At 70.3% G+C, this 26142-nt stretch carries 25 protein-coding genes; 10 read left to right on the top strand and 15 right to left on the bottom strand.

From position 1 onward, the window contains the following. Window positions 1-50: 50 nt before the first annotated feature. The 3 genes from slmA to argB form a co-directional block, all read right to left on the bottom strand. Window positions 51-689: a nucleoid occlusion factor SlmA gene (gene slmA / locus ACTJKJ_RS12050; protein ID WP_091725790.1), complete on the bottom strand. Its 639-nt coding sequence runs from the start codon at window positions 687-689 to the stop codon at window positions 51-53. A gap of 170 nt (window positions 690-859) precedes the next feature. After that, complete coding sequence (locus ACTJKJ_RS12045) at window positions 860-1549, bottom strand: response regulator (RefSeq protein WP_091725793.1); 690 nt, start codon at window positions 1547-1549, stop codon at window positions 860-862. A gap of 235 nt (window positions 1550-1784) precedes the next feature. Then, window positions 1785-2699, bottom strand: a complete 915-nt coding sequence (gene argB / locus ACTJKJ_RS12040) for an acetylglutamate kinase (RefSeq protein ID WP_091725796.1) — start codon at window positions 2697-2699, stop codon at window positions 1785-1787. A gap of 111 nt (window positions 2700-2810) precedes the next feature. On the opposite strand from argB, the gene ACTJKJ_RS12035 reads away from it, so the two are divergent. From ACTJKJ_RS12035 to ACTJKJ_RS12025, 3 genes are read left to right on the top strand one after another with little or no spacing between them, the layout of a single operon-like run. After that, window positions 2811-3791: a cation diffusion facilitator family transporter gene (locus tag ACTJKJ_RS12035; protein ID WP_440820571.1), complete on the top strand. Its 981-nt coding sequence runs from the start codon at window positions 2811-2813 to the stop codon at window positions 3789-3791. After that, window positions 3788-4225, top strand: coding sequence for a D-aminoacyl-tRNA deacylase (gene dtd, locus ACTJKJ_RS12030; protein ID WP_147240948.1), 438 nt, complete (start codon window positions 3788-3790; stop codon window positions 4223-4225). Before ACTJKJ_RS12035 ends, dtd begins: the two co-directional genes overlap by 4 nt. Before the next feature lie 51 nt (window positions 4226-4276). After that, window positions 4277-4660 carry a VOC family protein gene (locus tag ACTJKJ_RS12025; protein WP_440820570.1) on the top strand — a complete coding sequence of 128 codons (384 nt, stop codon included), beginning with the start codon at window positions 4277-4279 and terminating at the stop codon, window positions 4658-4660. Between the two features lie 86 nt (window positions 4661-4746). Here ACTJKJ_RS12025 and ACTJKJ_RS12020 read toward each other — a convergent pair whose 3' ends face one another. The 9 genes from ACTJKJ_RS12020 to ACTJKJ_RS11980 form a co-directional block, all read right to left on the bottom strand. Continuing rightward, window positions 4747-5712 (bottom strand): tripartite tricarboxylate transporter substrate-binding protein, encoded by a 966-nt coding sequence (locus ACTJKJ_RS12020; RefSeq protein ID WP_183481842.1) that lies wholly within the window; start codon window positions 5710-5712, stop codon window positions 4747-4749. Window positions 5713-5851: 139 nt separating this feature from the next. Then, entirely contained in the window at window positions 5852-7135 is a 1284-nt protein-coding gene (locus tag ACTJKJ_RS12015) for a phenylacetate--CoA ligase family protein (protein ID WP_440820569.1), read from the bottom strand. Then, window positions 7135-7425, bottom strand: coding sequence for a hypothetical protein (locus tag ACTJKJ_RS12010; protein ID WP_147242213.1), 291 nt, complete (start codon window positions 7423-7425; stop codon window positions 7135-7137). The genes ACTJKJ_RS12015 and ACTJKJ_RS12010 overlap by 1 nt, the downstream gene beginning before the upstream one ends. 43 nt (window positions 7426-7468) lie before the next feature. Continuing rightward, entirely contained in the window at window positions 7469-8275 is an 807-nt protein-coding gene (locus ACTJKJ_RS12005) for an ABC transporter ATP-binding protein (protein WP_183492600.1), read from the bottom strand. A gap of 14 nt (window positions 8276-8289) precedes the next feature. Then, on the bottom strand, window positions 8290-9633 hold the full coding sequence (locus ACTJKJ_RS12000) for an ABC transporter substrate-binding protein (RefSeq protein ID WP_440820568.1): 1344 nt from the start codon (window positions 9631-9633) through the stop codon (window positions 8290-8292). 89 nt (window positions 9634-9722) lie between these two features. Then, complete coding sequence (locus tag ACTJKJ_RS11995; RefSeq protein ID WP_147242214.1) at window positions 9723-10787, bottom strand: branched-chain amino acid ABC transporter permease; 1065 nt, start codon at window positions 10785-10787, stop codon at window positions 9723-9725. A 30-nt stretch (window positions 10788-10817) separates the two neighbouring features. Next, the gene (locus ACTJKJ_RS11990) at window positions 10818-11747 is read right to left on the bottom strand and encodes a branched-chain amino acid ABC transporter permease (protein ID WP_091725832.1); all 930 of its coding nucleotides are present in this window, start codon (window positions 11745-11747) and stop codon (window positions 10818-10820) included. A 24-nt stretch (window positions 11748-11771) separates the two neighbouring features. Further along, on the bottom strand, window positions 11772-12680 hold the full coding sequence (locus ACTJKJ_RS11985) for an ABC transporter ATP-binding protein (RefSeq protein ID WP_440820567.1): 909 nt from the start codon (window positions 12678-12680) through the stop codon (window positions 11772-11774). Beyond that, window positions 12680-14626, bottom strand: coding sequence for an AMP-dependent synthetase/ligase (locus ACTJKJ_RS11980; protein ID WP_440820681.1), 1947 nt, complete (start codon window positions 14624-14626; stop codon window positions 12680-12682). Before ACTJKJ_RS11980 ends, ACTJKJ_RS11985 begins: the two co-directional genes overlap by 1 nt. Before the next feature lie 327 nt (window positions 14627-14953). On the opposite strand from ACTJKJ_RS11980, the gene ACTJKJ_RS11975 reads away from it, so the two are divergent. Next, window positions 14954-15610, top strand: a complete 657-nt coding sequence (locus ACTJKJ_RS11975; RefSeq protein ID WP_404932661.1) for a Crp/Fnr family transcriptional regulator — start codon at window positions 14954-14956, stop codon at window positions 15608-15610. Window positions 15611-15655: 45 nt separating this feature from the next. Here ACTJKJ_RS11975 and ACTJKJ_RS11970 read toward each other — a convergent pair whose 3' ends face one another. Further along, window positions 15656-16246, bottom strand: a complete 591-nt coding sequence (locus ACTJKJ_RS11970; RefSeq protein ID WP_183481848.1) for a GNAT family N-acetyltransferase — start codon at window positions 16244-16246, stop codon at window positions 15656-15658. A gap of 345 nt (window positions 16247-16591) precedes the next feature. Between ACTJKJ_RS11970 and ACTJKJ_RS11965 the strand changes: the two genes are divergently transcribed. From ACTJKJ_RS11965 to ACTJKJ_RS11945, 5 genes are all read left to right on the top strand, one after another. After that, window positions 16592-17275, top strand: coding sequence for a response regulator transcription factor (locus ACTJKJ_RS11965; protein ID WP_091725845.1), 684 nt, complete (start codon window positions 16592-16594; stop codon window positions 17273-17275). Continuing rightward, window positions 17265-18587, top strand: a complete 1323-nt coding sequence (locus ACTJKJ_RS11960; RefSeq protein ID WP_440820566.1) for a sensor histidine kinase — start codon at window positions 17265-17267, stop codon at window positions 18585-18587. Before ACTJKJ_RS11965 ends, ACTJKJ_RS11960 begins: the two co-directional genes overlap by 11 nt. 124 nt (window positions 18588-18711) lie before the next feature. Further along, window positions 18712-19575 (top strand): translesion DNA synthesis-associated protein ImuA, encoded by an 864-nt coding sequence (imuA, locus tag ACTJKJ_RS11955; protein ID WP_440820565.1) that lies wholly within the window; start codon window positions 18712-18714, stop codon window positions 19573-19575. Continuing rightward, window positions 19523-21028: a Y-family DNA polymerase gene (locus ACTJKJ_RS11950; RefSeq protein ID WP_440820564.1), complete on the top strand. Its 1506-nt coding sequence runs from the start codon at window positions 19523-19525 to the stop codon at window positions 21026-21028. The genes imuA and ACTJKJ_RS11950 overlap by 53 nt, the downstream gene beginning before the upstream one ends. 13 nt (window positions 21029-21041) lie before the next feature. After that, entirely contained in the window at window positions 21042-24341 is a 3300-nt protein-coding gene (locus ACTJKJ_RS11945) for an error-prone DNA polymerase (RefSeq protein ID WP_440820563.1), read from the top strand. A 16-nt stretch (window positions 24342-24357) separates the two neighbouring features. Here the strand turns inward: ACTJKJ_RS11945 and ACTJKJ_RS11940 are convergent, their stop codons facing one another. Both ACTJKJ_RS11940 and ACTJKJ_RS11935 read right to left on the bottom strand, forming a co-directional pair. Beyond that, window positions 24358-24753, bottom strand: a complete 396-nt coding sequence (locus ACTJKJ_RS11940; RefSeq protein ID WP_440820562.1) for a PIN domain-containing protein — start codon at window positions 24751-24753, stop codon at window positions 24358-24360. Beyond that, window positions 24750-25025 carry a hypothetical protein gene (locus ACTJKJ_RS11935; protein WP_440820561.1) on the bottom strand — a complete coding sequence of 92 codons (276 nt, stop codon included), beginning with the start codon at window positions 25023-25025 and terminating at the stop codon, window positions 24750-24752. The genes ACTJKJ_RS11940 and ACTJKJ_RS11935 overlap by 4 nt, the downstream gene beginning before the upstream one ends. A 270-nt stretch (window positions 25026-25295) precedes the next feature. Between ACTJKJ_RS11935 and ACTJKJ_RS11930 the strand changes: the two genes are divergently transcribed. Continuing rightward, window positions 25296-26105, top strand: coding sequence for an esterase/lipase family protein (locus ACTJKJ_RS11930; protein ID WP_440820560.1), 810 nt, complete (start codon window positions 25296-25298; stop codon window positions 26103-26105). The last annotated feature ends 37 nt before the right edge of the window (window positions 26106-26142 follow it).

Below are 26142 nucleotides of genomic sequence, written 5' to 3'. Positions count from 1 at the left end.
GAGTGTAGGGGCCGCGCCCCCGGTCGGCGGGCGCTGGGCAGCGGCCGGACTCAGGCGAGCATTCGCATTGCGGCATCCAACTGTTCGGTGGGAAGCCGCTTGAAGCCGGAGCGCGCATACCGCTGCAGCCGGCCGATGATGAAGCTCACCAGCACCGAGGCCTGGGCCTGCGCCTCGACGGTTGGCGTGCTCGAGCCCGAAGCCTCCGCCGCCGTGCGCAGCGCCTGGCGCAGCGAGGATTCGACCTTGTCGAAGAACTGGTTCATGCGCGCGACCAGGCGCTCGTTCTCGTAGACCAGCGCGTCGCCGACCATCACGCGGGCCATGCCCGGGTTGCGTTCGCCGAACTGCAGCAGCACCGCGACGATGCGCTGCGCCTGGGCCAGTCCATCCGTCTCGCGCTCGGCGATCTGGTTGAGCAGCGAGAAGATGCTGGTCTCGATGAACTCGATGAGGCCCTCGAACATCTGGGCCTTGCTGGCGAAGTGCCGGTAGAGCGCGGCCTCGCTGACTTCCAGCCGCGCGGCCAGCGCGGCGGTGGTGACGCGCTCAGCGCCGGGCTGCTCCAGCATGCTGGCCAGCGTCTGCAGGATCTGCACCCGACGCTCCCCCGGCTTGAGCCGCTTGCGTGGCAGCTCGGCCGGCTTGGCGGCGGCGGAGTCCGAGGTATCCGGGGGGCTGGTGTGCATGGGAGGGGCCGAAGTGTGCGGCGATTCTGGCACAGCCCGAACACCGCCTTGACGCCGATAACGGACGCCGTACGGGCCGGCGGTCGGCGATCAGCGGCCCGACGCCAGGATGCGACTGCACGGCCACGCGTCGAGCCGCTGCGCTGGCCGCGGGCGCGACCCCGGTCCGGTCAGTCGCGCAGCCAGCCCAAGCGCCGCGCCTCGTAGATGGCCTCGACCTTGGAGCGCACCTGCAGCTTGCGGTAGGTGCGTTTCACGTAAGTCATGATCGTGTGCGGCGACACATTCATGAACTGCGCGATCTCGTCGAAGGTGAAACCCTTGGCGGCCAGGTGCAGCACCCGCGATTCCTGCTCGGACAGCGCCACGACCTGCTCGTCGACCAGTGGCATCGGGGCCGACTCGCCGAAGCCGCGCGGATGGGCGCCCGCGCCCTGCGGCGCCAGGCGCAGCAGCAGGCGGCGCGCGATCACCGGCGAGATCGGGCTGCCGCCCGCGCGCAGCGAGCGCAGCTGGCCGGGCAGGTCCAGCGCCAGCGAGTCCTTGAGCAGGTAGCCGGTCGCGCCGGCCTCGATGCTCGAGAGCACATGCTGCTCGTCGCCGAAGACCGAGATGACCATCACCTCGCACTCGGGCGCGACATGCGCGGCATGGCGGATCAGTTCGATCCCGCTGCCGCCGGGCAGGTCGAGGTCGACCAGCAACACGTCGGGACGCGTCTGGTCGAACATCTTCCGCCCCTGCTGGAGATCGGTGGCCATGCCCACCAGACGGATGTCCGGCGCTTTTTCCAGGGCATGGGCGAACGCTTCGCGGAAGCGAAGCTGATCTTCGACGATCAAGACGCTGAACAGTGACATGCAATCCCTCACGGCTATGGAGCCGCTGCGGGGCGCATTCTGGGATGTCGCGTCTTTCAGCGGCAATCCCCAGCTTGCAGTGGTATGACCTTCGACCATCCCCGACTCCTGAGCGTTACGCGAGGGCAAAGCACGCTCCCGGAAACGACCGAGCCCCCTCGTTCGGAGGGGGCTCGGTGGGGCATTCCGCCCCTCTGGGGGAGCGCCGGGGACGCCCCCAGAGCACGAACTCAGCTCAATGCGAGCGGATCATCGTGCCGTAGGCCTGCTCGGAGAGGATCTCCAGCAGCATCGCGTGGGGCACGCGGCCGTCGATGATGTGCACCGCCTTGACGCCGCTGCGGGCCGCGTCCAGCGCCGAGGCGATCTTGGGCAGCATGCCGCCGGACAGCGTGCCGTCGGCGAAGAGCTCGTCGATCTCGCGGGCCGACAGGTCGGTCAGAAGCTTGCCCTGCTTGTCGAGCACGCCGGGGGTGTTGGTCAGCAGCACCAGCTTCTCGGCCTTGAGCACCTCGGCCAGCTTGCCGGCGACGACGTCGGCGTTGATGTTGTAGCTCTCGTTGCTCTCGCCGAAGCCGATCGGGCTGATCACCGGGATGAACTGGTCGTCCTGCAGCGCCTTCACGACGCTGGGGTCGATCGCGACGATGTCGCCGACCGAGCCGACGTCGTGCTCCTTGGCCGGATCGTCCTTGTCGATCAGCTTGAGCTTCTTGGCGCGGATCATGCCGCCGTCGCGGCCGGTCAGGCCCACGGCCTTGCCGCCGGCGACGTTGATCAGGCCGACGATGTCCTGCTGCACCTCGCCGGCCAGCACCCATTCGACGACGCTCATCGTCTCCTCGTCGGTGACGCGCATGCCCTGGATGAAGTGGCCCTTCTTGCCGAGCTTGTTGAGCGCGTCCTCGATCTGCGGGCCGCCGCCGTGCACCACCACCGGGTTCAGGCCGACCAGCTTGAGCAGCACCACGTCCTCGGCGAAGTCCTGCTGCAGCGCCGGATCGGTCATCGCGTTGCCGCCGTACTTGATGACGATGGTCTTGCCGTGGTACTTGCGGATGTAGGGCAGCGCCTGGGACAGCAGCTCCGCCTTGTCGCGCGGCGGGATGTGGCTGAGGTCGGCGTCGTGGACGGGCGGGGTGTTGCTCATGGTGCTGTCCGGATGAGGCGGAAGGGGGTGGCGGAAGGTGGTGGGGGGAGCCCTCCAGGGAGGGCGCGCAAGTCGAACGGGCGCCATTCTAGGACCGGCAAAATCGGCGCCATGCAAGTGCAGCAATACCTGAAGCTCTCGGTCCTCGTGGCGGTGCTGACCATCGCCCTGAAGACGGCCGCCTGGTGGTGGACGGGCTCGGTGGGCCTGCTGTCGGACGCGCTCGAATCGGGGGTGAACCTGGCGGGCGCGCTCTTCGGCCTGGCGATGGTGACCATCGCCCGCCGTCCGCCCGACGAGGACCACCCCTTCGGCCACCACAAGGCGGAGTATTTCTCCAGCGCCTTCGAGGGCGCGCTGATCCTGGTGGCCGCGCTGGGAATCGGCTGGGCCGCGATCGAGCGGCTGCGCACGCCGCAGCCGCTGGAAGCGCTCGGCGTGGGCATGGTGCTGTCGCTGGTGAGCACCGCGATCAACGGCGCGCTGGCCTGGAAGATGCTGCGGGCGGCGCGGGAGCACCGCTCGATCGCGCTGGAAGCCGACGCGCGCCACCTCTTCACGGATGTCTGGACCTCGGTCGGCGTCGTGGCCGGGCTGGTCGGCGTGCTGCTCACCGGCTGGACCTGGCTGGATCCGGTGCTGGCCATCCTGGTGGCGCTGAACATCCTGCGCGAGGCGATGCACCTGATGTGGCGATCGACCGCCGGGCTGATGGACATGGCGCTCGAGCCCGAGGACCAGCAGGCGATCTCCGCCGTGCTGAAGGGCTTCGCATCGCCGGAGCTGCGCTTCGACCATGTCGCCACCCGCGTCGCGGGTCAGCGCCGCTATGTCGATTTCCACTTGCACGTGCCAGCGCGCTGGACGCTGGGCGAGGCCGCGAAGCTGCGCGGCGAGGTCGAGCAGGCGCTGATGCGCGCGCTGCCCGGCATCCGCGCCAGCATCCAGCTGCTGCCGGTGAATGTCGAGACGCGCTTCGCCGAGCAGGCCGCGCAGGAGGCCCAGGCCCAGGCGCAGGAGGACACCCCGAAGGACGCCCCCGGCGCTCCCTCCCCGCTCGCCCCACCCACCCCCAAGGAAGGACAGGCATGATCGCGCTGCTCCAACGCGTGAAGGAAGCCCGGGTCGATGTCGGCGACCGCTGCACCGGACGCATCGGCCCGGGCCTGCTGCTGCTGGTCTGCGCCGAGCCGCAGGACAACGAGGCGGTGGCCGACAGGCTGCTGCAGAAGATCCTGAAGCTGCGCATCTTCAGCGACGAGGCCGGCAAGATGAACCGCAGCCTGCAGGACGTGGGCGGCGGGCTGCTGGTCGTCTCGCAGTTCACGCTGGCGGCCGACACCTCCGGCGGCAACCGGCCGAGCTTCACCGGCGCGGCGCCCGCCGAGCTCGGCCGCCGGCTCTACGACCACCTGGTGCGCTCAGCCCGGGCGCAGCATCCGGTCGTGCACACTGGCGAATTCGGCGCCGACATGCAGGTCAGCCTCGTCAACGACGGGCCGGTGACCATTCCGATGCGGATGTGACAGACCTCCGAGTGACGACTTGAACGACCACCCGATGAAGGGGAGCCAACGATGATCAGCTACGTGACCTTGGGCAGCAACGACCGCCGCGCGGCCAAGGCCTTCTACGACACGGTGCTCGCGCCGCTGGGCCTCAAGCCCGGCTACGCGGACGACGAGATGGTCGGCTACGGCCCCGAGGGCGGCGAGACCCAGCTGTGGATCGTGCAGCCGTTCAACGGCCTGGACGCGACCGCCGGCAACGGCACGATGCTGGGACTGGCCGCCTCGACGCGGGCCCAGGTCGACGCGGCCCACGCGGCGGCGCTGGCCGGCGGCGGCCGGGATGAAGGCCGTCCCGGCCTGCGCGAGAGCTACGGGCCCAACTTCTACGCGGCCTACTTCCGCGACCTGGACGGCAACAAGCTGTCGGTGGTGTGCCGCTCGCCGGCGTGACCCGGCGCCCGCCGCAATGAAAAAGCCCGCCATGAGGCGGGCTTGGGGGGCGATCAGTCGGCGATCAGCCGGCGATCAATCGGCAATCAGTCAGCGTACTGGCCGGCCGCCTTGATGACCGGGGTCCACTTGTGGATCTCGGCCTCGACGAACTTCTTGTGCTCGGCCGGGTTCACGCGGTTGTCGGTCACGATCACCGCGCCCAGCGCTTCCTCGCGCTTGTGGAAGTCGGCGTCCTTGAGCGCCGTCTTCAGCGCGGTGTTGATCTTGTCCAGCACCGCCTTGGGCGTGCCCTTGGGCGCGTACATGCCGTGCCAGATCGACACGTTGAAGCCCTTCACGCCGGATTCGTCCAGCGTCGGCAGCTTGGCCAGCGAGCCGCCCAGGCGCTTGGGCGTCGAGACCGCGAAGGCCTTGACCTTGCCGCCGTCGATCTGCGAGGTGGTGTTGGTGGTCTGGTCGCACATGATGTCGACCTGGCCGCCGATCAGGTCGGTCATGGCCGGGCCGGTGCCCTTGTAGGGGACGGTGGTCATGTCGATCTTGATCGTGCTCATGTAGAGCAGGCCGCACAGGTGCGACGCCGATCCCAGGCCCGCGTTGGCCAGGTTGATCTTGCCCTGGTTGGCGTGGAGCCACTTCTGCAGCTCGGCGTAGTTGTTGGCCGGCAGGTTCGGGCGCGAGATCAGCGTCATCGGCACTTCGTTGATCAGGCCGAGGTACTCGAAGTCGTCCAGGGTCTTGTACTGCAGGTTGCGGTACAGGGCCGGCGCGGTCGACATGCCGATGTGGTGCAGCAGCAGGGTGTAGCCGTCCGGCGCGGCCTTGGACACCTTGGTGGCGCCCAGCGTGCCGCCGGCGCCGCCGACGTTCTCGATCACGATGGTCGCGTTCAGCGGCTTGCGCAGCGCCTCGGCCAGGTCGCGGGCGACCTTGTCGGTCGGGCCGCCGGCGGCGAACGGAACGACGATGGTCACCGGCTTGTCGGGATATTCGGCCCAGGCGGCGCCGACGCTCAGCAACGCGACACAGGCGAGCAAGGTCTTCTTCATGGCTGTCTCTTCCTCGATGGAGGTGTGGGTGATGGCGCGGATGCTAGGTCGCCGCCCTTCCCTGCAACCTTCGGAAACTACGTAAGCCGGCCTCCTGCGGGGCCCGGGGCCCGGGCATCTGCCGCGAAACAGCGGGAAATCAGTCGAACTTGCGCAGGTCCTCGATGACTTTTCCGTCGTTGGGCAGCGCGCCCTGGGCGACGAAGGCCACCTCGCCACGCAGCTTGGTCACCTCGCGCAAGGCGACGGCCAGCTGGTCCGCCAGGCCCTCGGGAACGGCGCCGGCCGTCTCCACCCGCAGCGTCATCCGGTCCTGCGCCATCTCCCCCTCGACGACCAGCCGCCCGCGCCGCGCCTGCGGGAAGCGCCGCAGCACCTCGGCGACCTGGCCGGCATGCACGAACATGCCCCGCACCTTGGCGCTCTGGTCGGCGCGCCCCATCCAGCCCTTGATGCGCAGGTTGGTGCGCCCGGTCGGGCAGGTGCCCGGCAGCACCGCCGACAGGTCGCCGGTGCCGAAGCGGATCAGCGGGTAATCCGGGTTGAGCGTGGTGACGACGACCTCGCCGACCTCGCCCTCGGGCACGGGGTCGCCGGTGCCGGGGCGGACGATCTCGACGATGACGCCCTCATCCACGACCAGGCCCTGGCGGGCCGAGGTCTCGTAGGCGATCAGGCCCAGGTCGGCGGTGGCGTAGCACTGGAAGCCGGTCACGCCGCGCTCGACGCACCAGTCGCGCAGCGCGGCGGGGAAGGCCTCGCCGCTGACCAACGCCTTGCGCACCGACAGCGGCTGGCCCTGTTCGGCCGCCTTGTCGAGCAGGATCTTCAGAAAGCTGGGCGTGCCGACGTAGGCATGGGGCCGCAGCTCAGCCATCGCCTGCAGCTGCAGCTCGGTGTTGCCGACGCCGCCGGCGAAGACGGTGCAGCCCAGCGCCTCGGCGCCGCCTTCCATCATGGCGCCGGCGGGCGTGAGGTGGTAGCTGAAGGAGTTGTGGACCAGGTCGCCGGCGCGCAGCCCGGCCGCGTGCAGCGCGCGTCCGACGCGCCAGTAGTCGCGGCCCAGGCCCTCGGGCTCGTAGATCGTGCCGGGCGACTGGAACACGCGGCGCGCGCCGGTGTCGCGCTTCAGGCCGCGCCAGCCGATGGTCGAGAAACCGCCGAAGGGCTCGAAGGCGCCGCGCCCGCCGTCGGCGCGCACCGCCTGCTGGCGCGCCAGCAGTTCCGACTTGCGCGTCACCGGCAGCCGGGCCAGCGCGGCGCGGCTGCGGACCTGGTCGGGCTCGACCTCGGCCAGCAGCGCGGCGAAGGCCTCGGTGTGCTGCCGCGCGTTGGCGATCTGGTGCGGCAGGGCCGCCATCAGGGCGGCCTCGCGGAGCGCGGGATCGCGGGCCTCGAGGGTGTCGTAGAACTCCGCGGCCATCACTCGTCCGCCCATTGCGCGAGCCGGCGCTTGAGGTCGTCCTGGAGCTTGCGCACGTCGGCGGCGCTGCGGCAGGCGCGGGTCTCCCAGTCGGGGCTGCGCATCGGCTTCTTCGCCAGTTGCGCGCTGATCTGGCCGTCGCCGGCCGACAGCCGGAGGACCTCGCTGCCCTCGAAGCTCCAGCTGTCGCCGCGCTCGGTGAGCTGGCGCAGGTCGCGCAGCGCGCGGCGGAGCTGCACGAGCGCCTCCTCGACCTTGAACGGCGGTGGCGCGAAGAAGTCGTTGTCCATGAACTGCTCTCCCTTGGATCTCCGGTCGGGCGCGCGGCGGGCCTCAGGCCAGCCAGCGCTTGCGGCGCTTGTAGCTCTTGACGTCGCGGAAGCTCTTGCGGTCGGTGCCGCCCATGCCGAGGTAGAACTCGCGCACGTCCTCGTTGTCCCGCAGCGCCTGGGCCTCGCCATCCATGACGACGCGGCCGTTCTCGAGGATGTAGCCGTAATCGGCGTAGCGCAGCGCCATGCTGGTGTTCTGCTCGGCCAGCAGAAAGGTGGTGCGCTCCTTCTGGTTGAGGTCGCGGACGATCTCGAAGACCTCCTCGACGATCTGCGGCGCCAGGCCCATCGAGGGCTCGTCCAGCAGCACCATCTTCGGATTGGCCATCAGCGCGCGCCCGATCGCGCACATCTGCTGCTCGCCGCCGGAGGTGTAGGCCGCCTGCGAGCCGCGCCGCGTCTTCAGGCGCGGGAAGTAGGCGTAGACCTTCTCGAGGGTCTCGGCCACCGCGGCCTTGCCGTCCTTGCGGGTGTAGGCGCCGGTCAGCAGGTTCTCCTCGATCGTCAGGTGCGCGAAGCAGTGACGGCCTTCCATCACCTGGATGACGCCGCGGTCGACCATGGCGGAGGTGGACAGGCGCTCGATGCGCTCGCCGCGCAGCTCGATCGAGCCCTTGGTCACCTCGCCGCGCTCGCCGGCGAGCAGGTTGCTCACCGCGCGCAGCGTCGTGGTCTTGCCGGCGCCGTTGCCGCCGAGCAGCGCCACGATGCGTCCTTCCGGCACCTGCATCGAGACCCCCTTGAGCACGAGGATCACGTGGTTGTAGATGACCTCGATGCCGTTGACGTTCAGGAGGACCTTGGTCATGGCGCGCTCCGGGCTCAGCTCTGGCAGTCCGCCGGGGTGCGGCGGGTGACCTTCTTGTCGCTGGCGTACTTGTCCGCCGCCGCCTTGACCATCGGCTTGATGATCTGCTCGTCGGCCTGCAGCCAGTCGGAGGAGAAGTTCCACTTGCTGCCGTCCCAGGTGTGGACGCGCGCCCAGGTGGAGCCCATGTGGTCCTGGCAGGAGGTGGAGATCGGCCGGATCAGGTTGCCCAGGCCGAGCGCGTCGAGCCGCTTCTGGTCGATGGACAGGTTCTCCAGGCCCCAGCGCACCTGCTCGCCGGTCATGACCTTGCCCTTGCCGAAGCGCTCCTGCGCGCGGCGGATCGCCTCGACGCTGAGCATCGAGATGATCATCCCGCGCGTGTACAGCACCGAGCCGACCTCGTCCTTGGGTCCGCTGCCCTGGCCCTTCTCATGGACATGCTTGAGGATGTCCTGCATGACCTTGGCCTGCTGACCCGAGCCGTTCAGCGCCAGCGCGTTGTAGCCCTTGGCGCCCTCACCCACGTCCTTGACGTCGGGCTCGGCGCCGGCCCACCACACGCCGTACATCTTCTCGCGCGGATAGCCGGTGGCCTGGGCCTCCTTCAGCGCGGTCGAGTTCATCACGCCCCAGCCCCACAGCAGCACGTAGTCCGGACGCTGCTGGCGCACCTGCAGCCAGGCCGACTTCTGCTCGACGCCGGGCGCGGTCACCGGAATCTTCACCAGCTCGAAGCCATGCATCTTCTGCCGCTCCTCCAGCAGCGGGATGGGCTCCTTGCCGAAGGGCGAGTCGTGATAGACCAGCGCGATCTTCTTGCCCTTGAGCTTGTCGAAGCCGCCCTCCTTCTTCGCCAGGTGCTGGATCAGCATGTCGGCGGCGGTCCAGTAGCTGCCCATCATCGGGAAATTCCACTTGAAGACATTGCCGTCCTGCGAGGCCGACAGCCCGTAGCCCAGCGTCACCAGCGGGATCTTGTCGGTGGGCACCTTGTCGGTCAGCGCGAAGGTGATGCCGGTGGCCTGCGGATCGAACAGCGATGCGCCCTTGCCCTTGAGCCGCTCGTAGCACTCGACGCCCTTGTCGGTGGCGTAGCCGGTCTCGCATTCCTCGAAGGTGATCTTCACGCCGTTGATGCCGCCGTCGCGCGCGTTGATCAGCTTCAGGTAGTCCTGCTTGCCGTTGGCCCACGGCGTGCCGTTGGGCGCATACGGGCCGGTGCGGTAGACCAGCAGCGGGATGAACTGCTCCTTGGCCTGCGCCAGCGCGGCGCCCGAGCCGCCCAGCAGGCTGGCCGCGGCGGCCAGCATCAGCGCGGCGCGCGCCGCGATCGTCGAGGTCTTGTGTGGCTTCATCGGTCTGTCTCCTGGTGGCACTCGTGATGCCTTGTTGAATGTGTCGGAACCGGAAGGACTGCGGGGGAACTGCGGAATCAATGCGGCGCTCAATGCGGGAAAGGCCACAGGCGCAGCTTCTCCTTGGCGATCTGCCAGAGCCGCGCGAGGCCGTGCGGCTCGACGATCAGGAAGAACACGATCAGCGCGCCGAAGATCATGGTCGTCAGGTGCGAGGCCAGCGCGGTGTCGATCGGGATGCCGAACCAGTACGGCAGGTTGTCCAGCACGATCGGCAGCACCACCAGGAAGGCGGCGCCGAAGAAGGCGCCGGCGATCGAGCCGAGCCCGCCGATGATGACCATGAACAGCAGCTGGAAGCTGCGGTCGATGGAGAACGCCGCCGGCTCCCACGAGCCCAGGTGGATGAAGGCCCACAGCGCGCCGGCCACGCCGACGATGAAGCTGCTGACCGCGAAGGCGCTGAGCTTGGCCGCCATCGGCCGGATGCCGATGACGGCGGCGGCGACGTCCATGTCGCGCATCGCCATCCAGCTGCGGCCGATGTGCCCGCGCACCAGGTTCTTGGCGATCAGCCCGAACACCAGCACGAAGGCCAGGCAGAACAGGTATTTCTGCACCGGCGTCTCCACCGGCAGCCCCAGCACCGACAGCCCCGACACGCCGACGGAGCCCGAGGGCGAATCGTTGGTCAGCCACTTGATGCGCAGGAAGGCCCAGTCGCAGAAGAACTGCGCGGCCAGCGTCGCCACCGCCAGGTACAGGCCGCGGATGCGCAGCGACGGGATGCCGAAGAGCACGCCCACCACCGTCGCGCACAGCCCGCCCAGCAGGATGGCGGCGACCACCGGCATGCCGTCCACCCGCGCCAGGAAGTTGAAGGCCGCGTAGGCCCCCACCGCCATGAAGCCGCCCGTGCCCAGCGAGATCTGCCCGCAGTAGCCGACCAGGATGTTCAGGCCCAGCGCCGCCAGCGACAGGATCAGGAAGGGGATCAGGATCGCGCGCAGCAGGTACTCGCTCGCGAGTCCCGGCACCACGATGACCGCCAGCGCCAGCAGCAGCCCCATGGCCACGCGGTCCTGCGCGATCGGGAAGATCTGCTGGTCCGCGCCGTAGCTCGTCTTGAACTGGCCGTTCTCGCGATAGAGCATGTCGTTCTCCGTTTCAGGCGTTCGGGCCGTTCAGACGCGGTCGATGATCTTCTCGCCGAAGAGCCCTTGCGGCCGCACCAGCAGGAAGACCAGCGCCAGCACGTAGGCGAACCAGATCTCGATGCCGCCGCCCAGCGACGGGCCGATGTAGATCTCCGACAGCTTCTCGCCGACGCCGATGATCAGCCCGCCGATGATCGCGCCCGGCACCGAGGTCAGCCCGCCCAGGATCACCACCGGCAGCGCCTTGAGCGCCACCAGCGACAGCGAGAACTGCACGCCCAGCTTGGAACCCCAGATGATGCCGGCCACCAGCGCGACGAAGCCGGCCACGCTCCACACGATCACCCAGATGCGCGACAGCGGGATGCCGATCGACTGCGCCGCCTGGTGGTCGTCCGCCACGGCGCGCAGCGCTCGGCCGGTGCCGGTGAAGCGGAAGAACAGCGACAGCGCGGCGACCAGCACAGCGGCGATCAGCGCGGCCGCCAGGTCCTCCTGGTTGACCATCACGCCACCCTGGAAGCTTTGCTCCATGAGGAACACCGGGTCCTTGGGCAGCCCCACGTCGATCTTGTAGATGTCGGAGCCGAACAGCGTCTGCCCGAAGCCGTCCAGGAAGTAGGTGATGCCCAGCGTGGCCATCAGCAGCGTGATGCCCTCCTGGTTGACCAGGCGCGACAGCACCAGCTTCTGGATCAGCCAGGCGACGGCCACCATCAGCGCCATCGCCACGAGGAAGGCCAGCAGATTGACCGCGAGCTTGCCGCTCAGGCCGGTCCAGCGCGGGATCCACTCGGCGAAGCGCGCCATCGCCAGCGCCGCGAACAGCACCATCGCGCCCTGAGCGAAGTTGAAGACGCCGCTGGCCTTGAAGATGAGCACGAAGCCCAGCGCCACCAGCGAATACAGCATGCCCGTCATCAGGCCGCCGATCAGCGTTTCGAGGAAGAAGCCCATGTCGATCGCTCCTGCGTGCTGCCGTCAATGCGAGGCGCCGAGGTAGGCGCGGATCACGTCCTCGTTGGCGCGGACCTCGTCGGGCCGGCCGTCGCCGATCTTGCGGCCGTAGTCCAGCACGACGACGCGGTCGCTGATGTCCATCACCACGCCCATGTCGTGCTCGATCAGCACGATGGTGGTGCCGAACTCGTCGTTGACGTCCAGGATGAAGCGGCACATGTCCTGCTTCTCCTCGACGTTCATGCCGGCCATCGGCTCGTCCAGCAGCAGCACCTTGGGCTCCATCGCCAGCGCGCGGCCCAGGTCGACGCGCTTCTGCAGCCCGTAGGGCAGCCGGCCCACCGGCGTCTTGCGATACGGCTGGATCTCGAGGAAATCGATGATGCGCTCGACCTGCTCGCGGTGCGCGATCTCCTCGCGCTCCGCGGGGCTCCACCACGGATTGCGAAAGGCCTGTGCGAACAGGCCGGTGCGCATGCGCAGGTTGCGGCCGCTCATGATGTTGTCCAGCACGCTCATGCCCTTGAACAGCGCCAGGTTCTGGAAGGTGCGCGCCACGCCCATCTCGGCCATGCGGCGCAGCCGCGTGCGCGGGCTGAGCCGGCGCACGTCCTCGCCGCGGAACAGCACCCGGCCCTGCTGCGGCTGGTAGACGCCGTTGATGCAGTTCAGCATCGAGCTCTTGCCCGCGCCGTTGGGGCCGATGATGGCGCGGATCTCGTGCTCGCGGACGTCGAAGCTGATGTCGTTGAGCGCCTTCACGCCGCCGAAGGACAGCGTGATGTTGCTGACTTCCAGGATCACCTCGCCAACGCGGCGCTGCGCGGCGGGCGACTCGCTCGCGGCGGGCGCGCCCGGATCGGCGACGGCCGCGGTGGCCTGGGCATCCTGGAACAGCGCCGAGCCCGGCGCGGTGGCGATGGCGCTCATCAGGCGGCCCTCCGGGTGGGCGAGAAGGTGCGGGCCTCCTCGATGCGCAGGTCGGCGGCGACGCTGCCGCTGCGGCCGTCCTCGAAGCGGACCGCCGTCTCGATGTACTGCGAGGGCCGGCCGTCGTAGAGCGCCTCGATCAGCACCTGGTACTTGTCGGCGATCGCGCCGCGGCGGACCTTGCGGGTGCGGGTGAGCTCGCCGTCGTCGGCATCCAGCTCCTTGTGCAGCACGAGGAAGCGGGTGATCTGGCTGCCGGCCAGGCGCTCGTCCTGCGCGAGGTCGGCATTGACCTTCTCCACGCAGTCGCGGATCAGCGCGTAGACCTCGGGCTTGCCGGCCAGGTCGGTGTAGCCGGCATAGGGCAGGTTGCGGCGCTCGGCCCAGTTGCCGACGGCCTCGAAGTCGATGTTGACGAAGGCGCAGACGCGGTCGCGGCCATCGCCGAAGGCCACCGCCTCCTTCACGAAGGCGAAGAACTTGAGCTTGTTCTCGACGTACTTGGGCGCGAACATCGCGCCGTCATGCGCGCCGCCGCGCAGGCGGCCGACGTCCTTGGCGCGGTCGATGATCTTCAGGTGGCCGCCGGCATCGAGGAAACCCGCGTCGCCGGTGCGGTACCAGCCGTCGGCGCCCAGCACCTCGGCCGTCGCCTCGGGGTTCTTGTAGTAGCCCTTGAGCAGGCCCGGCGAGCGCACCAGGATCTCGCCGCTCTCGGCGAGCTTGATCTCCACGCCGTCGATGGGCACGCCGACGGTGTCGGACCGGGCCTCGTGGTCGGGCTGCAGGCAGACGAAGACTGCGGTCTCGGTCGAGCCGTAGAGCTGCTTGAGGTTGATGCCGATCGAGCGGTAGAAGCTGAACAGGTCCGGGCCGATGGCCTCGCCGGCGGTGTAGGCCACGCGCACCCGCGAGAAGCCCAGCGCGTTGCGCAGCGGCCCGTAGACGGCGAGGTCGCCGAGCCGGTACTTGAAGCGCTCCCAGCCGCCGACCGGCTGGCCGTCCATCAGCGCGGGCCCGACGCGACGGGCCAGCGCCATGCAGCGGGCGAAGAGCCAGCGCTTGAGCGCGCCGGCGTCCTCCATGCGGATCATCACGCTGGTGAGCAGGCCCTCGAAGACGCGCGGCGGCGCGAAGTAGTAGGTCGGGCCAATCTCCTTGAGGTCGATGCTGACGGTGCTGGCCGACTCGGGGCAGTTGACGACGTAGCCGCAGGCCAGCCATTGCGCGTAGCTGAAGATGTTCTGGCCGATCCAGGCGCACGGCAGGTAGGCCAGCACCTCCTCGTCGTGGGTGAGGCGGTCGAAGCGCGCGCCCGCCTGCGCGCGGTCGATCAGCGTCGCGTGGGTGTGGACCACGCCCTTCGGATGGCCGGTGGTGCCGGAGGTGAAGAACATCGCCGCCACGTCCTCGGCGCGGCCGGCCTCGACCTCGCGCTCGAACCAGCCGGGATGGCGCATCGCATGGGCGCGGCCGTCGTCGCACAGGCCGTCGATCGAGCCCAGGCCGTCGGCCGCGTAATGGCGCAGGCCGCGCGGATCGTCGAACCAGACGCGGCGCAGCGCCGGGCACTGGTCGCGGATCTCGAGCAGCTTGTCGACCTGCTCCTGGTCCTCGACGACGGCGAAGGCCACCTCGGCGTTCTGCAGCGGGTAGACGAACTCGGCGGCCACCGCGTCCTGGTACAGCGGCACCGGGATCGCGCCCAGCGACTGCGCGGCGAGCATGGCCGCGTACAGCCGCGGCCGGTTCTCGCCGATGACCACCAGGTGCTGGCCGCGCGCCATGCCGGCGGCGGCGAAGCCGTGCGCGAGATCGCGCACCAGCGCCGCGAGCCCGGCCCAGTCCAGCGTCTGCCAGATGCCGAGCTCCTTCTCGCGCAGCGCCGGCGCGCCGGGGCGCTGCCGTGCATGGGCGAGCAGCAAGCGGGGGAAGGTCTGGTCCACCGTCGTCTCCTTGTGGTCCCCGCTGTCGCCGTCTCTGATGGAGGCGCTCATGCCGCGGGGTGAATGGACTGTAGGCCGGCTCATTGACGCCGTGTTGTCGTTGCGACGACATTCCTAGGGAGAGTTCGGGGCAGCGTTTTCCCCAGGGGGGCGCGTCAGGCTGTTGTCATGCGCCGGCGCGATGAACGGGGGATGGCCTCGATCACCGACACCGCTGTCCGCGCCGCGCTGGGTTCGCCGTCCCCGCCGCCCCTGCACCCGTCCCTGTCGGGGACCGTGCCGACGCAGCCGCTGCGGCTGCGGGCGCGGGCCGCGAGCGCGCAGGAGATGGGCGCCATCCCCTGGCTGAAGGCGATCGAGCCGGAACTGCGCGAGCGGGTCTCCGCCAGCATCCAGGTGGCGGAGGTGGAGGTCGGCGAGCGCATCTGCCGCATCGGGCGCGAAGCCAATTTCTGGTTCGGCGTCATCGACGGCCTGCTCAAGATGAGCAACGACGAGGCGGCGGCGCGCCAGGTCACCTTCACCGGCGTGCCGCCGGGCGGCTGGTTCGGCGAGGGCACCCTGCTCAAGCGCGAGGCCTACCGCTACAACATCCAGGCGCTGCGCCGCAGCGTCGTCGCCGGCCTGCCGCTGGACAGCTTCCATGAACTGCTGGAGACCAGCCTGGCCTTCAACCGCTACGTGCTGAACCAGCTCAACGAGCGGCTGGGCCAGTTCATCGCCGCGCGCGAGATCGACCGCCAGAGCGATCCCGACCTGCGCGTCGCCCGCAACCTGGCAGCGCTGTTCCATCCCCAGCTGTACCCCGGTGTGAACGGGCTGCTGCGCATCACGCAGCAGGAACTGGGGCATCTGGTGGGGCTCTCGCGCCAGCGCGTCAACGAGGCCCTGCGCCACCTGCAGGCGCAGCGGCTCATCGCGGTCGAGTATGGCGGACTGCGGGTACTGGACCTCGCGGGACTGCGGGTGTATCCGCAGCAGTAGCGGCGCCGGGGCGGCGTCGGTCCGCGGGCGCGGGGCCGGCCGGCCTCAGGCGCCGAACGGCGTCGCCTCGGGCTGCGCCGGCGGATGCGCGGCGTACTGCGCGGCGTTGATCTCGTAGAGCAGGCTGGCCGCCTCGCCCGGATGCTCGGCGACCGAGCCGGTCAGCCGCAGCCCGACCCGCTCCAGCGTCTTGCGCGCCGCGGTGTTGCCCGGCGCCAGCAGCGCCTGCACCGAGGTCGCGTGCAGGCTGTCGAAGGCCAGCGCCAGCGCCGCCAGCGACATCTCCGCCGCATACCCCTGGCCCCAGTGGTCGGACAGGAAATGGAACTCCAGCAGCAGCGCCGGCGCGCCGCAGATCCGCCCCCGGCTCAGGCCGCCGAAGCCGATCGCGCCGAGCGAAGGCTGCTCGCGCAGCGCGACCGCCCACGGCCCCAGCCCGTCGCGCGCCCACAGCCCGCGCCATTGCTCCAGCCGCTCGGACATGGCGGGACCGCCGGATTCGAATCGACGATTCGCCGGGTCGCACAGCAGGTCGCGGAAGGTCCGGGCGTCCGCCGCCGCGGGCGGACGCAGGGTCAGCCGGGGCGTGTGGGTGAGCCGCTCGACGGCCGGGATGGAGAAGAGGGGGGCAAGCATAGGGGTTAACCCGCAAATTATGCGCCTGCGCCGCATTTCAAGTCATCTCCCGACCGCTCGGTCGGTGACGGCAGCGGGACTTGCGTCACGAAAGGTGACGAAGGCGATGGAACCCTGGAAGTTTTGGCCCCTTGCGCGAAGATCGCCCGATGCTTGGCGCCGATCCCGAGGCCGCTCCCGGGGCCGTGACCCGAGCCGCGCCGGGCGACAGCCCCGCGACAGGTCAGCGCGGGCCGACTCGCATAGCATTCCCGGCATCCGCGGGCCCGGCGGGGGACTTCCCCCCTCCGGGCTCCCTCCCCAGGACGACGCGGCGCCCGGCGCCGCAGGAACGTGAGCCTCGTCATGAAGCTGCTGGTCATCGAAGACAACCCGGACATCGTCGCCAACCTGTTCGCCTACCTCGAGCCGATGGGCTACGAACTGGACGTGGCCCGCAACGGCCTGGGCGGGCTGGCGCAGGCCGCCGCCGGCTCCTACGACGCGATCGTGCTGGACCTGACCCTGCCCGGCCTGGACGGGCTGGACGTGGCCCGGCGCCTGCGCAAGGACTTCCGCCGGCCGACCCCCATCCTGATGCTGACCGCGCGCGACACCATCGCCGACAAGGTCACCGGCTTCGAGAGCGGCGCCGACGACTACCTGGTCAAGCCCTTCTCGCTGGTCGAACTCGAGATCCGCCTCAAGGCGCTGATGCGGCGCTCCCACGGGTTGAACCTGAGCTCGGCGGTGAGCTACGCCGACGTCAGCTTCGACCCCGACACGCTGGAAGCCACCCGCGCCGGCAAGCCGCTGCAGCTCACGCCCACCGGCTACAAGCTGCTCTCGGCCCTGCTGCGCGAGGCCCCCAAGCTGGTCCGCCGCGAGGACCTGGAACGCGAGGTCTGGGGCAACGACCCGCCCGACAGCGATGCGCTGCGCACCCACATCCACGCGCTGCGCTCGGCGCTGGACAAGCCCTTCCCCGTCCCGCTGCTGAAGACCCATCCGGGCATCGGATACCGGCTGGTGTCGCCCGATGCGGGCTGAGCTCCGCGTGACCCGCGCGCCCTGGCGCCTGCGCTCCACCGCCGCGCCGACGACGCTGCGCACGCGCGTCGCCGCGGCCTTCCTGCTGCTGACCCTGCTGGTCTGCGGCGCCTTCGCCGTGGCGGCGGTGCGCATCGCCTCGAGCATCGAGGACCGCCTGATCGACCAGCGCCTGAGCCGCACCGCCGATGAGCTGATCGCCCGCGAGCGGCAGGGCCTGGAGCCCGACCTGCCGCCCAGCGTCACGCTCTACCGCGGCACGGAGATTCCGGCCCCGCTGCGCGGGAAGCCGCCCGGCAAGTACACGCTGCCGCAGGACGGCCAGCTGGTCAGCGCGCTGGTCCGGGACGACCTCGGCCCGGTCTTCGTGCTGACCGACCGCGACGAGGACTTCGCCAAGATCGAGGCGGGCGTCTACGGCCTGCTCGGCCTGGCCTTCGTCTGCTGCCTGGGGCTGGCGCTGTTCCTGGCGCAGCTGACCGCGAGCCGCATCGTCGCGCCGGTGACCGCGCTGGCGCGCGCGGTGGAGACCGGCGCCGCGCCGCGCGAGTACCCACTGCAGGATTCCACCGACGAGCTGGGCGTGCTGTCGCGCGCCTTCGCGGCCAAGACCGAGGCCCAGCAGCGCTACCTGGACCGCGAGCGCTGGTTCACCGGCGATGTCAGCCATGAGCTGCGCACCCCGCTGGCGGTGATGCTGGGCGCCGCCGAGGTGCTGAAGGCGCGCCTGCACGGCCGCGACGACATGGTCGAGCTGGCCGAGCGCATTCGCCGCACCGCCGCCGACACCAGCGAGCGCGTAGTCGCGATGCTGTTGCTGTCGCGCGATCCGGCCAGCATCGGCGCGCCGCCGACCGCGGTGCTGCCGCTGCTGCGCCAGGAGATGGAGCGCTGCCGGCCGCTGCTCAAGGGCAAGGCCGTCGAGATGACGCTGCATGCCGCTCCCGCCGATGCCGCCCTGGAAGTGCCGGCGCGGCCGGAGCTCGCCGCGATCGCGCTGGGCAACCTGATCCGCAACGCCTGCCAGTTCACCGAGGAGGGCCGCGTCGACATCCGGCTCGAGGCCGGCCGCGTCGTCATCGAGGACACCGGCATCGGCATCCCGCCGGCCGTGCGCGACCGCATCTTCGACCGCTTCATGCAGGTGGACCCGGCCGGCGCCGGCAGCGCCGGGCTGGGCCTGGCCATCGTCAAGCGCGTGGCCGAGCACCTGGGCTGGACCGTCAGCCTGGAGGCGCCCGCCAACGGCGGGACGCGCTTCGCGCTGAGCTTCGGGCAGGCGTCCAGGGAGCGGGACATTCTCCCCACTTGAAGCGCGACATCCGCTGGACGGGTCGGCCGTCCCACCTATACTGTATGCACATACAGTTCTCAACGCCGGTGTCACGACCGGCGTTGTCGTCTCTTCCGCCGACCGTGCCGCTGATCGTTCCGCCATGTCCGTCCTGCCCTTGCCCCTTCCCCCCGCCGTGGCCGAGGCCGTCTGGCGCGGCGACGCGCTGGGCCGCGGCACCGACACGGTCTGGCCCAGCGGCTTCGACGCGCTGGACGCGGAACTGCCCGGCGGCGGCTGGCCCGGCCGCCAGCTGACCGAACTGCTGCTGCCGCAGTTCTCGCTGGCCGAATGGCGGCTGGCCGGCCCGGCGCTGCGGCGCGTGGTGGCCGACGGCGCCGCGGTGGCGATGGTCGGCCCGCCCAAGCGCCCGCACCTGCCCGGCCTGATGCACCTGGGACTGGATGAGCGCCACCTGGTCTGGATCGACGCGCGCGCGCCCTCGGAGCGTCTCTGGTGCGCCGAGCAGTTGATCAAGTCCAACGCCGCCGGCGCGGTGCTGGCCTGGATGCCGCAGGCCGCGCCGGAACAGCTGCGGCGGCTGCAGGTGCTGGCGCAGTCCTTCGAGGGGCCGGTATTCCTGTTCCGGCCGCTGGCCGCGCGCCACGACCCCTCGCCGGCGCCGCTGCGGCTGCAGGTGACGATCGACGTCGACTGGGCGCTGGACGTCCTGATCCTCAAGCGCAAGGGCCCCGCCCATGAGACGCCGCTGCGGCTCGCGTCCATCCCGGGCGGGCTCGAGCGGGTGCTGACGCCCCGGGTGATGCGGCCCAGCACGATGCGACCCGTCGCGCCGATCGTGCCACTCGCGCCGGTCATGCCCGCCGCGACCGAAGCCGCGCCCGCCGCAGCGTCCGCCTTGTCCGAATCCCCGCGCGCGCCGCAGCCGCTCGCCCTGTTCCCGGAGCTGACCGATGTTGTGGGTCGCCCTGATCCTGCCGCCTCGTCCGCCGGCGCCGTCCGCTGATCCGGCCGCGCCGCCGGACCCTCCCTGGGGGATCTGTCCGGAGGCGCAGGCGGGGCTGGCCGTGTGGTGCCTGCAGTTCACGCCGCGCGTGGCGCTGATGGAGGACGCCGTCGTCATGGAGGTCGAGGCCAGCCTGCGGCTGTTCCGCGGCCGGGGCGCGCTCCAGGCGCGCATCGCCGACGAGGCGCCGGACCTGGGCGCCGTCGGCATCGGCTGGGCGCCGACGGCCACCGCCGCGCTGGTGCTGGCGCGTTGCGGCGTGCCGGACCTGGGCGGCCGGCTGCTGCAGGCGGTGCTGGATCCGCTCCCGCTGCAGGCGCTGAGCGCCGGCGCCGAACATGCCGAGCCGCTGAGCCGTGCCGGCATCAACACGCTGGGCCAGTTGCGGGCCTTGCCGCGCGGCGGCATCAGCCGGCGCTTCGGCGCGGCACTGCTGGCGATGCTGGACCAGGCCTACGGGCTGCGTCCGGAGGCGCATCGCTGGGAAGTGCTGCCGGAGGATTTCCACGCCCGCATCGAGCTGCCCGGCCGCGTGGACCACGCGCCGGCGCTGCTGCTGGGCGCGCGGCCGCTGCTGATGCGGCTGTGCGGCTGGCTGGCGGCGCGCCATGCCGGCGCGACCGGCGTGACGCTGCACTGGGTGCACGACTCGATGCGCGCCAAGGATGCCGGCGATGGCGGATCGCTGACGATCCGCACCGCCGAGCCGATCCGCGCGCTCGAGCACTTCTGCCGGCTGATGGCCGAGCACCTGGCCAAGACGAAGCTGCTGGCGCCGGTGGGCGAGCTGAGGCTGGAGGCGATCGGCGTCCAGGCCCTGACCGAGGACAGCGCCTCGCTGCTGCCCGACACGGTGCGCACCGGCGAGACGCTCTATCTGACGCTGGAGCGCATCGCCGCGCGCCTGGGCCCGGAGCGGGTGATGCAGCCGGCGCCTGGCGACGATCACCGGCTCGAATGGATGACGCGCTGGCAGCCCGCCACCGACGGCCAGCGCGCCGGCGCCTCCGGCACGGGGCGCCGCCGCCTGGCGGCGCGGCCCGCGCCGTCCATGCCCGAACCCGGCTTCCTGCTGGAGCCGCCGCTGCGCCTGGCGCTGCGCGAACACCGGCCGCATTACCAGGGCGCGCTGACGCTGCTGGTCGGTCCCGACCGCATCGAGGGCGGCTGGTGGGACCGCCTGCCGGCGCGAGCGCCAGCGGACGCGGCGGCCGGGACTGGGACCGGAGCTGGAGCTGGAGCTGGAGCCGGAGCCGGAGCCCGGGACCAGACCGCGCCGCCCTTCACCGCGCTCGTGCCACAGGACGACGCGGCGATGGTGGCCGTCGGCCACCGCAACGTCGTGCGCGACTACTGGATCGCGGTCAACGACAACGCGGGCGTCGTCGCCATCTTCCGGCAGCAGCTGGACGATGGTGGCAGCGCCTGGTTCCTGCATGGCGTCTACGCCTGAACGGGGTCGAACGATGACCGCCCCGCCTGCCCTGCCCGCCACCGCACTGCCCGCGCTACCTGCGCTGCCGGACTACGCCGAACTGCGCTGCCTCAGCAACTTCAGCTTCCTCAAGGGCGCCAGCTGGCCCGAGGAACTGGTCGAGCGCGCCAAGGAACTCGGCTACCGCGCGCTCGCGATCACCGATGAATGCTCGATGGCCGGCATCGTGCGCGCGCACGTGGCCGCCAAGCAGCACGGGCTGAAGCTGCTCGTGGGCAGCCAGTTCCGCATCGACCCGCGCGACGGCGCCGGCCCGGACGAAGAGGCTCCCTTCACGCTGGTGGCGCTGGCCTGCAACCTGAACGGCTACGGCAACCTGTGCCAGCTGATCTCGCGGCTGCGGCGCTCGGCCGACAAAGGCAGCTACCGCTGCACGATCGACGACATCGGCCCCCAGGCGCTGGATGACTGCGTCGTCATCGCCTGCCCGGACCGGCATGCGGCGGCCGCGCCGCTGCTGGCGATGTCGCGCTGGCTGCTGTCGCGCTTCACCGGCCGCTGCTGGCTGGGCGTGACCCAGACCCGCGAGCTCGACGACGAAAGCCGCCTGCTGCGGCTGCGCGAGGCGGCCGCGCTGACCGAGATCCCGCTGGTGGCCGTCGGCGACGTCACCATGCATGTGCGCAGCCGCAAGCCGCTGCAGGACGTGTTGACCGCGACCCGGCTGGGCCGGCCGCTGACCGAGTGCGGCCAGGCGCTGGACCGCAACGCCGAGCGCCACCTGCGCGCGCGCGGCCGGCTCGGGCTGGCCTTCCCGGCCGCGCTGCTGGCCGAGACCCTGCGCGTGGCCGCCCGCTGCGACTTCAAGCTCGACGAACTGCGCTACCACTACCCCTCGGAGGTCGTGCCCGACGGCGAGACGCCGGCCAGCCACCTGCGCCGCCTGACCTACGAAGGCGCGGGCCGGCGCTGGCCCGACGGCATTCCCGCGGCGGTCAGCGAGCAGATCGAGCGCGAGCTCGCGCTGATCGAGGAACTGCGCTACGAGCATTACTTCCTCACCGTGGCCGACATCGTCCACTTCGCGCGCTCGCAGGGCATCCTGTGCCAGGGGCGCGGCAGCGCGGCCAATTCCATCGTCTGCTACTGCACCCACGTGACCGAGGTCGATCCGCAGCGGATGCAGGTGCTGTTCGAGCGCTTCATCAGCAAGGAGCGTAACGAGCCGCCCGACATCGACATCGACTTCGAGCACGAGCGCCGCGAGGAGGTCATCCAGTACCTCTATCGCAAGTACACGCGCGAGCGCGCGGCGCTGGCGGCGGTGGTGATCTCGTACCGGGTCAAGAGCGCGCTGCGCGACGTCGGCAAGGCGCTGGGCTTCGAGCCTCAGACCCTGGACACGCTGTGCGGCAACCACCAGTGGTGGGACGGTCAGACCATCGACGCGGAGCGGCTGCGCGAATCGGGCCTGGACGCCAACGACCTCGCGGTGCGGCAACTGGTGGCGATCACCTCGGAGCTGCTCGGCTTCCCGCGTCACCTGTCGCAGCACCCGGGCGGCTTCGTGCTGACGCAGGGGCCGCTGACGCGCATGGTGCCGGTGGAGAACGCGTCGATGCCGGACCGCACGGTGATCGAGTGGGACAAGGACGACCTCGACGCGGTCGGGCTGCTCAAGGTCGACGTGCTGGGGCTGGGCATGCTGACGGCGATCCGCAAGACGCTGGACTTCATCGGCAAGCGCCAGCGGGCTCCCTTCGAGGTCAAGGACATCCCGGCCGAGGACGAGGCCACCTACAAGATGATCCAGCGCGCCGAGACGATCGGCGTGTTCCAGATCGAGAGCCGGGCGCAGCGCAGCATGCTGCCGCGGCTCAAGCCCGAATGCTTTTACGACCTGGTCATCGAGGTCGCGATCGTGCGGCCCGGTCCGATCCAGGGCGGGATGGTGCATCCCTACCTGCAGCGGCGGCAGGGCTTGGAACCCGTCGTCTACCCGAAGGGTTTGGAATCGGTGCTGGATCGCACGCGTGGCGTGCCGGTGTTCCAGGAGCAGGTGATGCAGATCGCGATGATCGCGGCAGGCTTCACCGGCGGCGAGGCCGACGAGCTGCGGCGCTCGATGGCGGCCTGGAAGCGCAAGGGCGACCTGGGGAAATACCGCGAGAAGCTGATCGAGGGAATGCGCGCGCGCGACTACCCGGTGTCCTTCGCGGAGCAGATCTTCGAGCAGATCAAGGGCTTCTCGGAGTACGGCTTCCCGGAGTCGCACGCCGCGTCGTTCGCGTTGCTGGTCTACACGAGCAGCTGGCTCAAGAAGCACCGGACGGCGGAATTCCTGGCGGGGATGCTGAACGCGCAGCCGCTGGGTTTCTATTCACCGAGTCAGCTGGTGCAGGACGCCAGACGCAGCGGCGTCGAGGTGCGGCCGCCGGACGTGATGCACAGCGACTGGGACTGCACGCTGGAGCGTGCCGATGGCCGCGTGATCCGGCCCACGCGCCGCGGCAAGGACACCGAGGCGCTCGATGCGCGGCCACTGGATCCGGACGGCATCGCGCAGGACGAGGACGGCGACCCGTATCTGGAGTCGGATGAAGCGCTGGCGATCGACGCGGCGCCGGTGGCGGTGCGGCTGGGATTGCGGCTGGTGAAGGGCCTGCAGCAGGCCTCGGCGGCGGCGATCTGCCTCGAGCGCGGACGCGGCCCGTTCAACGACGCGGAGGACCTGGCGCGCCGCACCGGCCTGAACCAGCAGCAGATGACGATGCTGGCGGCAGGCGACGCGCTGACCAGCCTGAGCGGCCATCGGCGCCAGCAGATGTGGGACGCGGCCGCGCAGCATGCGCCGCCCCCGCTGCTGTCGACGGCGCCGGTGCAGGAGGACTTCCTGGCGCTGCCGCAGGCGCCGGAGGGCGAGGAGATCGTCTTCGACTACGCGTCGCTGGGCCTGACGCTGCGGCGGCATCCGCTGTCGCTGCTGCGACCGATGCTGCGCGAGCAGCGCTGGATGTCGGCGCGGGAACTGAACGAGTTGCCGGATGGCCGCCCGGCGCGCGGCTGCGGGATCGTGACGGTCAAGCAGCAGCCGGCGACGGCCAAGGGGACGATCTTCATCTCGCTGGAGGACGAGACCGGGGACATCCAGGTCATCGTGCACCGCGCGCTGTGGCAGCGGCAGCGCCAGGTCATGCTGCATTCGCGGCTGATGGCGGTGAAGGGCAAGTGGCAGCGCAGCGGCGAGGTCCGCAACCTGATCGCCGGCCACATGGAAGACCTGACCCCGATGCTGGGGCGCTTGAGGACGGAGAGCCGGGATTTTCATTGAGTCCCCTTGCCCGGCATCAGGGCGAGCGCGCCAGGAAGCCCAGCCGACGCAGCCGCTGAATCGCCCGCCGATCAAAGGTCAGGAACACCGTGCCACCACGACGCCTCCCGTCCAGGGCGATCAGTCCATCAGCGAAATCGCCCCCGGCCTGGAGCAAGTCGAGTCCGGCATCCACCGCCGTTCGATCAACGTCGATCCGCGGAATCAGCAACAGCTTGAGGAGCAGTCGACGGATGTCATCCGAGGTCAATCCATGACGCGATTTCAGTACCCAGACCACTTCGCAAAGGCTGGCAGCCACGATCACGATGGCCTCCGCCGCAGCGAACGCCCGGGCCACAAGCTGCTTCTGCTCGAGATCGTCATCGAGCACGAGCCGACACAGGAGATTCGTATCGGCCGTCACCTTCATCGCCGTTTCCCCGCCCAGCCTTCCTCAATGGCCTTCTTCATCTGTTTCAAAGACAGCGGCTTCTTCCGTTTGCGTGGACGATCAGCCAGGACGCCGCACAGGCTTTCGATGCGACTGCTCTTTCGGACCAGATGAAGGATGCAAGTTCCGTCCGACCAGAAGTCGACATCGATGGCCTCTCCTGGTTGGACCCCGAGGTGCCTCAGGATCTCTTCCGGCATCCGCACCTGATCGGGCGCGCCTTCGGTGCTGATCTTCATCTTCGACAACATCGCCACTCCTTTCGCTTGGGCACCGCCTGGTGCTCGACGGGAGAAAGCCTAGCCCCGCACGCCATCGAAAAACCGCCTCTCCCCCTGACTTCCATCAACGGTGGGAGAGAACGCGCAGCCTCCCCCTGCGGATCCCTCGGCTGTAGGTTCCGTCCGACGGCGCAATGCGTCCTCCGGGGGGTACCCAAGGGGTCGGTCCTTGCGGAAAGATCGGCTCAACGGTCCTCATGCCGACCCGCCCGTCCCGCTGGCGTGGCCGGCCCCGACATCATGAAAAAGATCGCCGTCCGTGCCCGCGCGCTGCCCGTCGCGGCGCCGCTCATCCCGTCGCCCTCCTGGGCACTGCTCGGCATCGAGCCGCTGCGTGCCGCGATGGAATACGCCAGCTGCCGCCTGATGGACCGCAGCGGTCATCCGCCCGGTGACGGTCATCCCGTCATCGTGTTCCCCGGCCTGGCGGCCGACGCGCAGTCGATCGCGCCGCTGGTGGGCTTCTGCCACGGCCTCGGCTACGCGGCGCGCGACTGGGGCCGCGGCCTGAACACCGGGCCGGTGGGGAACATCGACCGCTGGCTCGACGCCCTCGCCGCCGACATCGAGGCGCTGGTCGCCGACCAGCCGCAGGCGGTCTCGCTGGTGGGCTGGAGCCTGGGCGGCATCTACGCGCGCGAGATCGCCAAGCGCATCGCGCTGCCCGTCCGGCAGGTCATCACGATCGGCACGCCGATCACCGGCGAGGCGGCGCAGACCAACGTCAGCCTGCTCTACCGCTGGATCAACGGCGCGCTGCCGGTGCTGGACGAGGACTTCAAGGCGCGCCTCCTGGCCGCGCCCCAGGTGCCGACCACGGCCATCTACAGCCGCAGCGACGGCGTCGTCGCCTGGCAGGCCTGCGTGCAGCGCGAGGACCATCCGATGATCGAGAACGTCGAGGTCGACGGCAGCCACTGCGGCCTGGTGTGGAATCCCGCGGTGCTGAATGTGGTCGCCGACCGGCTCGCGCATGCGCCCGGCGCGTGGCGCCCCTACGGCGACGCCGCCGAGGCGGAACCCGCGCGCGCCGTCCAGTCGCTGAACTGATCGGCGCCGAGCGCCGAGCAGCAGCAGCACGCTGCGA

Origin of the sequence: Roseateles sp. 22389 (assembly GCF_052044995.1) — a bacterium.
In the GTDB taxonomy this organism is placed as follows: domain Bacteria; phylum Pseudomonadota; class Gammaproteobacteria; order Burkholderiales; family Burkholderiaceae_C; genus Roseateles.
The sequence above is the reverse complement of the archived record's forward strand: the minus strand, read 5'-3'. Positions and strand labels throughout refer to the sequence as shown.

Coding starts and splice junctions, on each gene's coding strand:
- ACTJKJ_RS11990 (WP_091725832.1), bottom strand. CDS start 11,747: ATGGGCTTCTTCCTCGAAACGCTGATCGGCGGCCTGATGACGGGCATG.
- ACTJKJ_RS11985 (WP_440820567.1), bottom strand. CDS start 12,680: ATGAGCGCCATCGCCACCGCGCCGGGCTCGGCGCTGTTCCAGGATGCC.
- ACTJKJ_RS12025 (WP_440820570.1), top strand. CDS start 4,277: ATGATCAGCTACGTGACCTTGGGCAGCAACGACCGCCGCGCGGCCAAG.
- ACTJKJ_RS12045 (WP_091725793.1), bottom strand. CDS start 1,549: ATGTCACTGTTCAGCGTCTTGATCGTCGAAGATCAGCTTCGCTTCCGC.
- ACTJKJ_RS11965 (WP_091725845.1), top strand. CDS start 16,592: ATGAAGCTGCTGGTCATCGAAGACAACCCGGACATCGTCGCCAACCTG.
- ACTJKJ_RS11940 (WP_440820562.1), bottom strand. CDS start 24,753: ATGAAGGTGACGGCCGATACGAATCTCCTGTGTCGGCTCGTGCTCGAT.
- argB (WP_091725796.1), bottom strand. CDS start 2,699: ATGAGCAACACCCCGCCCGTCCACGACGCCGACCTCAGCCACATCCCG.
- ACTJKJ_RS12000 (WP_440820568.1), bottom strand. CDS start 9,633: ATGAAGCCACACAAGACCTCGACGATCGCGGCGCGCGCCGCGCTGATG.
- ACTJKJ_RS11950 (WP_440820564.1), top strand. CDS start 19,523: ATGTTGTGGGTCGCCCTGATCCTGCCGCCTCGTCCGCCGGCGCCGTCC.
- ACTJKJ_RS12010 (WP_147242213.1), bottom strand. CDS start 7,425: ATGGACAACGACTTCTTCGCGCCACCGCCGTTCAAGGTCGAGGAGGCG.
- ACTJKJ_RS11975 (WP_404932661.1), top strand. CDS start 14,954: ATGGGCGCCATCCCCTGGCTGAAGGCGATCGAGCCGGAACTGCGCGAG.
- ACTJKJ_RS11970 (WP_183481848.1), bottom strand. CDS start 16,246: ATGCTTGCCCCCCTCTTCTCCATCCCGGCCGTCGAGCGGCTCACCCAC.
- dtd (WP_147240948.1), top strand. CDS start 3,788: ATGATCGCGCTGCTCCAACGCGTGAAGGAAGCCCGGGTCGATGTCGGC.
- ACTJKJ_RS12035 (WP_440820571.1), top strand. CDS start 2,811: ATGCAAGTGCAGCAATACCTGAAGCTCTCGGTCCTCGTGGCGGTGCTG.
- ACTJKJ_RS12020 (WP_183481842.1), bottom strand. CDS start 5,712: ATGAAGAAGACCTTGCTCGCCTGTGTCGCGTTGCTGAGCGTCGGCGCC.
- imuA (WP_440820565.1), top strand. CDS start 18,712: ATGTCCGTCCTGCCCTTGCCCCTTCCCCCCGCCGTGGCCGAGGCCGTC.
- ACTJKJ_RS11960 (WP_440820566.1), top strand. CDS start 17,265: ATGCGGGCTGAGCTCCGCGTGACCCGCGCGCCCTGGCGCCTGCGCTCC.
- ACTJKJ_RS12005 (WP_183492600.1), bottom strand. CDS start 8,275: ATGACCAAGGTCCTCCTGAACGTCAACGGCATCGAGGTCATCTACAAC.
- ACTJKJ_RS11945 (WP_440820563.1), top strand. CDS start 21,042: ATGACCGCCCCGCCTGCCCTGCCCGCCACCGCACTGCCCGCGCTACCT.
- ACTJKJ_RS11930 (WP_440820560.1), top strand. CDS start 25,296: ATGAAAAAGATCGCCGTCCGTGCCCGCGCGCTGCCCGTCGCGGCGCCG.
- slmA (WP_091725790.1), bottom strand. CDS start 689: ATGCACACCAGCCCCCCGGATACCTCGGACTCCGCCGCCGCCAAGCCG.
- ACTJKJ_RS11995 (WP_147242214.1), bottom strand. CDS start 10,787: ATGCTCTATCGCGAGAACGGCCAGTTCAAGACGAGCTACGGCGCGGAC.
- ACTJKJ_RS12015 (WP_440820569.1), bottom strand. CDS start 7,135: ATGGCCGCGGAGTTCTACGACACCCTCGAGGCCCGCGATCCCGCGCTC.
- ACTJKJ_RS11935 (WP_440820561.1), bottom strand. CDS start 25,025: ATGTTGTCGAAGATGAAGATCAGCACCGAAGGCGCGCCCGATCAGGTG.